Here is a 7,001-nt window from a genome sequence, read left to right as displayed (position 1 = left end):
CCGCCACCACCGTGGCCAGCACCACCGGCCCGGAGGCGCGCCCGCGAGCGCGGAGGATGTCGTCGAGTTCCCTCATGGCCCGCCCATCTAAACACCCACGCCCCGCGCCCGCGCCGATTCCGACGGAGGTGGATGTGCGCCCGCGCCCGCAGGGCAGGCGTCCAGACGACCCATCGCCTCTCATGGGGCGCTGGCGTACCGGCCTCTCCGCCACGACCTTGAGCGGAGGACATCTGGGATGGAGGTTCGGTGGAATCATCAGTGCCACGGCATGACGCCCGACAGCGGTCTCTCCTCGCGCCCGACGGCGCCGCCCACCACCAGGGCCTGGAGCAGGGGTGGCCGGTATGAAGATGCCCGAGCTGCTGGAGCACCTGCCGGCGGTGGGGCACCTGCTTGCCCGCAAGCCGGGCGGCCAGGAGGGCGTCATGCCGAGACGTGACCCCACCCTCACGCTGCCCGACTTCAAGTCCGTGCCGCTGCCCACCAGTGAACGCCGGCTGGGAGACGGGCGCACCCTCATCGTGCACCACCCGAAGCCGCGTCCCCCCCGGGGGCCGGGCCTCACGGTGATGAGCTACAACATCCTCATGGGAGGCGAGCGCCAGGAGGCGCTGCTGGAGTACTTCACGCAGCTCGAAGCCCAGGCCCGCATGCCGGACGTCATCGGCCTGCAGGAGGCGGGCGTGCCCATGTCGGTGATGCTCGCGTCCCGCTTCGGCTTCCACCTGGTGTACCAGGGCAATGACGGGGACAACGGCGGACGGCTGGTGAACGGCAAGGCGTACCTGAGCCGCCACCCCATCGTGGACGCCGCGCACTTCACCTACGTCCTCTCCGACGCCGAGCGCCAGGAGGCCATCGCCCGCCAGGGGCAGGCCGGGGAGCTGGTGGAGGACCGGGGCGTGCTGTGGATGAAGGTGGAGGTGGAGGGACACCCCGTGTACCTCTACAACCTGCACCACGCGCTGGGGGACTCGGGCATCAACGCGCTCAACCTGCGCCAGCTCAACGCGCTCTTGCGCCACCGCGAGGGCGCGCCCGCCGTGGTGATGGGTGACTTCAACGCCAACACCGCCATCAAGCGCGGCGGCTCCTGGCTGATGGCGCACCTGCACCCGCGGCAGGACAACGACACGGACACCATCGAGGAGTACCGGCTGCGCTACGGAGACCTCCAGCACGTCACGGTAGGGGACCGGGGCGTGGGCAACATCGCGGATCCACGCCTGCGCCATGAGCTGCACGTGCTGGAGGAGGAGTTGCCGGAGACGGTGTGCCACGCGACGACGGTGCGGGTGCGCCTGGCGGACCACTCGCTGACGACGCCCCAGCATGCGCGCGCGGAGCTGAGCGCTGGCCACGTGCCGAAGGGCAGCCCCGCGTGGCTGCGCCTCCAGGACGTCGCGGACTGCGCCACGCTCACCTCGCTGCCGGACAGCCACGGCGTGGTGCACGCCACGGGCAAGCGCTTCGACAACTTCTACGCGACCCGCACCCTGACGCCCGTCCTCTTCGAGGTGGACCGCTCCACGGAGTCCTCCGACCACCAGCCGGTGGTGGCCCACTACCGCTTCGCGGACATGCCGGCCCGGACCCTTCTGCCGCCCCGTTCGAGCTGACGGCCCGCCGCCCCACCGCTACGCGGCCCGTGCCGCGTCGCGGTGGCGCGCGAACAGGAACCGCGCGTAACGGCCGATGAGGGCCGCGTCGATGTCCGGACAGTGGAGGTCGGTGCCGGCCAGCGCGGCGCGGGTGTGGTCCGTCCGGATGCGCGGCGTGCGGTGGTGCAGCTCCAGCACCGTGCGCGTGCCGTGGTAGACCTTCTCCCGCAGGAAGGCGACCAGCGGGAAGAGGGCGTTGTCCGGCCCCACCCGCGCCAGCTCCCGGAGCCACACCGCCGGAGCCACGCGCCGCACCGGGTGCCCGTGCGCGCCCAGCAGATCGAACAGGGCGTTGTGCCCGGGCTCCTGTTCGCGCTCCGGCCCGAGGTTGTAGGTGCCACCGGGGTGCTGCGTGAGCACCAGGTGCGCGGTGGCGCTGGCCACGTAGTCCACCGGCACCGGCAGCCAGTACTTGTCCGGCAGGTCCGGCGACAGGCCCAGCTGCGCGTTGCCCACCAGCAGCCGGCACAGCATGTCGTCCGCGTTGCCGATGCCGGTGCGGCTGTCGCCCTGGATGAAGCCCGGCCGGTAGATGCTCACGGGCAGGCCGCTGGCGCGAGCGTCGGTGGCGATGCGCTCCGCGACCCACTTGGCCCGCGTGTAGCCGTTCTCGTACGCCATCAGGTCCAGCGAGCGCTCCAGCGCGAAGTCCTCGCCCACCTCCTCCAGGCCCAGGAGCGTGCCCACCGCGCCGTGCACGCTGAGCGAGGACACGTGGTGCAGGGGCTTCACGCGGGCGTGTGCGCAGAAGGCCAGCACCTGCTGCGTGCCGGCGACGTTGGGCCGGCCCGCGTCCGCGTACGGCAGGATGTAGCTGATGCTCGCGGCCGCGTGCACCACCGCGTCGCACTGGAGCGCGAGCGCGTCATGCACGGAGGGCTCCAGGCCCAGCCGCGTCCGGGTGATGTCGCCCGCCACCGCCTGGATGCGCCCGTCGCCCCAGGCCAGGTTCACGCCGTATCTGCGTGCCGTGGCCCGGAGCCGCGCGCCCGCCTCCGCCGCGTCGCGGGCCCGCACCAGGCAGTGGATGCGCTCCACGCGCGGGGCCAGCGCGGCCAGCAGGTGGATGCCCAGGAAGCCCGTGGCCCCCGTCAGCAACAGCGTGCGCGGCAGCGGCGCGGGAAGCCCCGGGGCCGTCACGGGGGGAAGGGGCACCGAGCGCGCGTCGGTGATCAGCGTGGCGCGCACGCTCCGGGCGTCCAGGTCGGCTGGGGCCGCGCCCGCCTCGCAGAAGGGCAGCAGCGCCAGGGGCGTCGGGTGCGAGTACACGCGGCGCGACGGCAGCGACACCCCGAAGCCCTCCTCCACCTGGGCCAGCACGTGCGCCACGCCCAGCGAATCCCCCCCGGCCTGGAAGAAGTGCGTCGTGGGCGTGACGGTGCCCGGCGCCGCGCGCAGGCCCCGCTCGAAGGCGCGACACAGCCGGTCGATGGGCGAGGCGGGCGCCGCCGCGGGCGCGACGACCTCGGCCTCCGACGATGCCCAGGCGCCCGTCCAGTCCGGCGGCGCCAGCAGGGCCTGCCGGTCCACCTTGCCCAGGTTGGGCGTGAGCGGCAGGCGCGGCAGCTCCACGAAGCGGTGCGGCACCATGTAGTCCGGCAGCACCGAGCCCAGGTGCGCTCGCAGCGCGTCGGGCGCCACCGCGTGGCCTTCCTGCGCGCTGTGGTACGCCACGAGCAGGCCCGTTGTCTGGCCCTGCGCGTCGGTGTGCTCGAAGACCTTCGCCGCCGCCTGCGCGACGCCGGGGAACGCATACAGCGCCTGTTCGATGGCCTCCAGCTCGATGCGGAAGCCGCGCAGCTTCACCTGCTGATCCAACCGCCCCAGGAACACGAGCGCCCCGTCCGCGCGGCGCACGGCCTCATCGCCGGTGCGGTACCACGCGGCGCCAGCGTCCTCCGAGGGGAAGCACTCCCGCGTGCGCTCGGGCTGGTTGCGGTAGCCCGCCGCCACGCCCTCGCCGCCAATCCAGACCTCGCCCGGCGACCCCTGCGCGACGTCGCGCCCGTCCGGCCCCACCACGCGCACGCGCACGCCCGGCAGCTCCGCGCCAATCGGCACCGGCGACTCGCCGCCCTTCACCCGGTACATGGAAGCGCAGACGGTGGCCTCCGTGGGGCCATAGGCATTGAAGACGCGGCGGCCGGACGCGTGCCACCGGTCCGCGAGCGGCGCCGGGCAGCGCTCGCCCGCCATCACCACGCACGCCACGTCCGGCAGCGTGTCCAGGTGCGGCCCCAGCTGGCCCAGCACCGACGGCGGCAGGCACAGGTGCGTCACCCGGTGCGCGCGCAGGTGCTCCGCCATGCGCCGGCCGGGCAGCAGCTCCTCGCGCGTGCCCTGCACGACGGTGCCGCCCGCGAACAGCGTGGGGAACACCTCCCACACCGACGCGTCGAAGTTGATGCTGGCGAACTGGAGGTGCCGCGTGTCCGGCCCCAGCCCCAGCAGCGGCGCCACGCCGCGCACCAGGTTGAGCAGGCCCCGGAAGGTGCACACCACGCCCTTGGGCTCGCCCGTGCTGCCGGACGTGTAGATGAGGTAGGCGGCGCGCTCCGGCGGCATGTCGATGACGTCCGAGACCTCCATCGCCACGCCGTCGCCGTCGCCGTCGCCGTCGCCGTCACCCAGGCCGCCCGGAGCATCCGCCTCCAGGAAGGGCAGCGGCGCGCCCAGCCACGTCTCCAGCAGGCCCACGGAGACCCGGTGCATGCGCTGGGTGACGAGCCCCCGCAGGTCCGCGTCGCGCAGGATGCGCAGGAGCCGCTCGTCGGGGAGGAACGGATCCAACGGCACGTAGGCGGCGCCCGCCATCCAGATGCCCAGGATGGCCGGGACGACCTCCGGCCCCGGCACCACCATCAACCCCACGCGGTCTCCCGGCCGCACGTCCCACTCCGCGCGCAGCCGGCGCGCCACCCGGGCCGCCTGCCGCAGCAGCTCTGGCTGCCTCAACACCGTGGTCCCGAAGACGAGCTGGGCGGTCGCGGGAAGACGCAACGCGGAGGGCAGGACCATATGGGGCATTCCTTGAGGCAGAACGAGCCTGGAGCCACGCACGGGGGGATGCGTGTGTGAAAAGTCTAAAGACAACCAGCCCTCACGCAATACGGGGGAACCACGCATGGGTCGCATGAAACGGCGGCGCGAGGACGCGACCCCTCGGGTCGGCCGCGCCCCCGTCCCGAACCAGGGACCCGTCGCGGGAACGCCGTCGGAAGCCGAGGTTTCCTGCCGGGATATATCTTTGGGGTGGAGTGGATCCGAGCCGCCTCGCGGGCGGGACGGTGTCTGTCTTTTTCCGGTGACGACGTGTCACCACCGCGTGGCGGGCCGCGCGCGGGTGGGTGGGGTTTGATCCGTCGGGTGGAGGCGCACCCCCTGGCGTCCGGGGCCGACGGAGGGCCGGCCGCTCTGGCGGCGGACGGCCCGGTGGAGGCCGGAAGTGGACCCGGGTGGGGAGGAGGAGGCCCGGGACCGCGCACGAACCGGACAGGGCGCCTGGATGATTCACGCCGGCTGGGCTGTAGTGGAAACCCGGATGCCCGTCCTACGACACGCCTTCCTGCTCAACGCCGTCCGGGAGCTTGGTCGCTCGGTGCCGGACATCATCCGCGCCCGGGCCTCCTGGGACGCGTGTCTGGAGCACATCCGGGGCGCGTGCACGGCGTCGCTGGGCATGGAGTACGACACGCTCGCGCGCTTCGATGCCCGCTCCGTCGTCGGCCTCTTCACCCACCCGGAGCAGGCACGCATCCTCGCCCGCCTGGTGGATGAGCGGGCCCGCCTGTGCGAGGCCCACGGCCGTTACGCGGAGGCGCTGGCGGACAGCGTCTACGCGGGCCAGCTGCTCATGCACTCGCGCGCCCGCTTCGGCCTGCCCCGCGACGCCCGCGCCGCCGATGTGCTGGAGCGCGAGGCGGGGACACCCTCCAAGCTGGGCTGAACGCCGCGGGTCGGCGTCAGCCGGCCTTCACCCGCAGGACGACCTTGCCCACGGCCTTGCGCGACTCCAATTCGCGCAGCGCCTTCGCGCCGTCCTCCAGGGGGAAGACGCTGCCCACCACGGGGTTGACGATGCCGCGCGCCGCGAGCGCGTCCAGGTCCTTCGCGATGGTCGCCGGCAGCTCCGGCCCCTGCGCCAGGAAGGCCCCCCACGCCACGCCCACCACGGAGACGTTGCGCAAGAGCAGCCGGTTCACCGTCACCGACGGAATCTGTCCGCTGGCGAAGCCCACCACCAGGAGCCGGCCCTCGGGCGCGAGCACCTTGAGGCTCTTGTCGAAGACGTCTCCGCCCACGGGGTCCAACACCACGTCCGCGCCCCGGCCGTCCGTGGCCTCGCGCACCCCCGCCTGCCAGTCCCTGGAGAGGAGCACGACGTCCGCGCCCGCGCGCCTGGCCACCTCTGCCTTGCGCTCGTCGCTCACCACCGCCACCACGCGCGCCCCGGCGCCCTTCGCCACCTGCACCGCCGCCGTGCCCACGCCGCCGGCCGCGCCGTGCACCACCACCGTCTCCCCCTGCTGGAGCTGGCCCCGCCGGTGCAGCGCGAAGTGCGCCGTGTGGTAGTTCATCACCACGCCCGCGGCCTGCTCGAAGCTCCACGTCGGAGGGATGGGGAAGGCCAGCTCCGGCGCCACCACGCAGGCCTCCGCGAAGCCGCCCAGCGCGAAGGAGAACCCCATCACGCGGTCTCCGGCCTTCACCCGGGCCCCCGCCGGCGCCGAGCGCACCACGCCCGCGACCTCCACGCCCGGCACGAAGGGCACCTCCGGCTTCATCTGGTACTGGCCATGGGTGAGCAGCAGGTCCGGGAAGCTCACCCCGGCCGCCACCACGTCGATGAGCACCCCGTCCCCGGCCTCCGGCTCCGGTACGTCCACCAGCACCAGTCCGTCCGGCCCCGTCAGCTTCTGAAGCTGCAACGCGCGCATGTGTCGCCTCCCGGCCGCGGACGCTAGTTCATGCGCGCGGCAGCAGGGGGATCAGCAGTCGGTCGAGTGCCTCGCGCTTGAAGGGCTTGATGATGAGGGGGAGGGTCGTCTGCTCCACGAACTCCCGGGAGCTGGGGGTGTAGGCGCCCCCCGTCATGAAGATGATGCGCAGGGCCTGCTCGGGGGACTGCACGCGGAGCGCCTCGTGGAACTGCCGCCCCGTCACCTCCGCCATCATCAGGTCGCAGAGGATGGCGTCGTAGCGCCGCCCCTCGCGGATCCACTCCAGGGCCTCCTTCGCGCGGGGGGTGTAGGCCACCTCGTGGAGGTCCATCAGCAGCAGGCGGAGGGTCACCCCGAACGACCGCTCGTCATCCACGATGAGGATCCTCCCGGGCCG

General features: G+C 73.1%; 5 protein-coding genes. 2 read left to right on the top strand and 3 right to left on the bottom strand.

What is annotated here, in order from left to right; all coding sequences use genetic code 11:
• Positions 1-347 precede the first annotated feature (347 nt).
• Positions 348-1,622 (top strand): endonuclease/exonuclease/phosphatase family protein, encoded by a 1,275-nt coding sequence (locus tag D7V93_RS34035; protein ID WP_120647344.1) that lies wholly within the window; start codon positions 348-350, stop codon positions 1,620-1,622.
• Between the two features lie 18 nt (positions 1,623-1,640).
• Here the strand turns inward: D7V93_RS34035 and D7V93_RS34030 are convergent, their stop codons facing one another.
• Positions 1,641-4,682, bottom strand: a complete 3,042-nt coding sequence (locus tag D7V93_RS34030) for a non-ribosomal peptide synthetase (protein ID WP_158623928.1) — start codon at positions 4,680-4,682, stop codon at positions 1,641-1,643.
• Between the two features lie 523 nt (positions 4,683-5,205).
• Between D7V93_RS34030 and D7V93_RS34025 the strand changes: the two genes are divergently transcribed.
• The gene (locus D7V93_RS34025) at positions 5,206-5,610 is read left to right on the top strand and encodes a hypothetical protein (RefSeq protein WP_120647342.1); all 405 of its coding nucleotides are present in this window, start codon (positions 5,206-5,208) and stop codon (positions 5,608-5,610) included.
• Between the two features lie 16 nt (positions 5,611-5,626).
• On the opposite strand, the gene D7V93_RS34020 is transcribed toward D7V93_RS34025, so the two are convergent.
• Together D7V93_RS34020 and D7V93_RS34015 are read right to left on the bottom strand one after the other, a co-directional pair.
• The gene (locus D7V93_RS34020; protein WP_120647341.1) at positions 5,627-6,601 is read right to left on the bottom strand and encodes an NADPH:quinone oxidoreductase family protein; all 975 of its coding nucleotides are present in this window, start codon (positions 6,599-6,601) and stop codon (positions 5,627-5,629) included.
• Positions 6,602-6,629: 28 nt separating this feature from the next.
• A partial coding sequence (locus D7V93_RS34015) for a response regulator (RefSeq protein ID WP_147451482.1) occupies positions 6,630-7,001 on the bottom strand: 372 nt, incomplete at its 5' end.

The organism is Corallococcus llansteffanensis (genome assembly GCF_003612055.1).
In the GTDB taxonomy this organism is placed as follows: Bacteria; Myxococcota; Myxococcia; order Myxococcales; family Myxococcaceae; genus Corallococcus; species Corallococcus llansteffanensis.
This window is presented reverse-complemented; position numbering and strand designations above follow the sequence as displayed.

Bases quoted from the DNA above. Each gene is read 5' to 3' on its own strand.
- D7V93_RS34035 (WP_120647344.1), top strand. From the start codon at position 348: ATGAAGATGCCCGAGCTGCTGGAGCACCTGCCGGCGGTGGGGCACCTG.
- D7V93_RS34020 (WP_120647341.1), bottom strand. From the start codon at position 6,601: ATGCGCGCGTTGCAGCTTCAGAAGCTGACGGGGCCGGACGGACTGGTG.
- D7V93_RS34025 (WP_120647342.1), top strand. From the start codon at position 5,206: ATGCCCGTCCTACGACACGCCTTCCTGCTCAACGCCGTCCGGGAGCTT.
- D7V93_RS34030 (WP_158623928.1), bottom strand. From the start codon at position 4,682: ATGGTCCTGCCCTCCGCGTTGCGTCTTCCCGCGACCGCCCAGCTCGTC.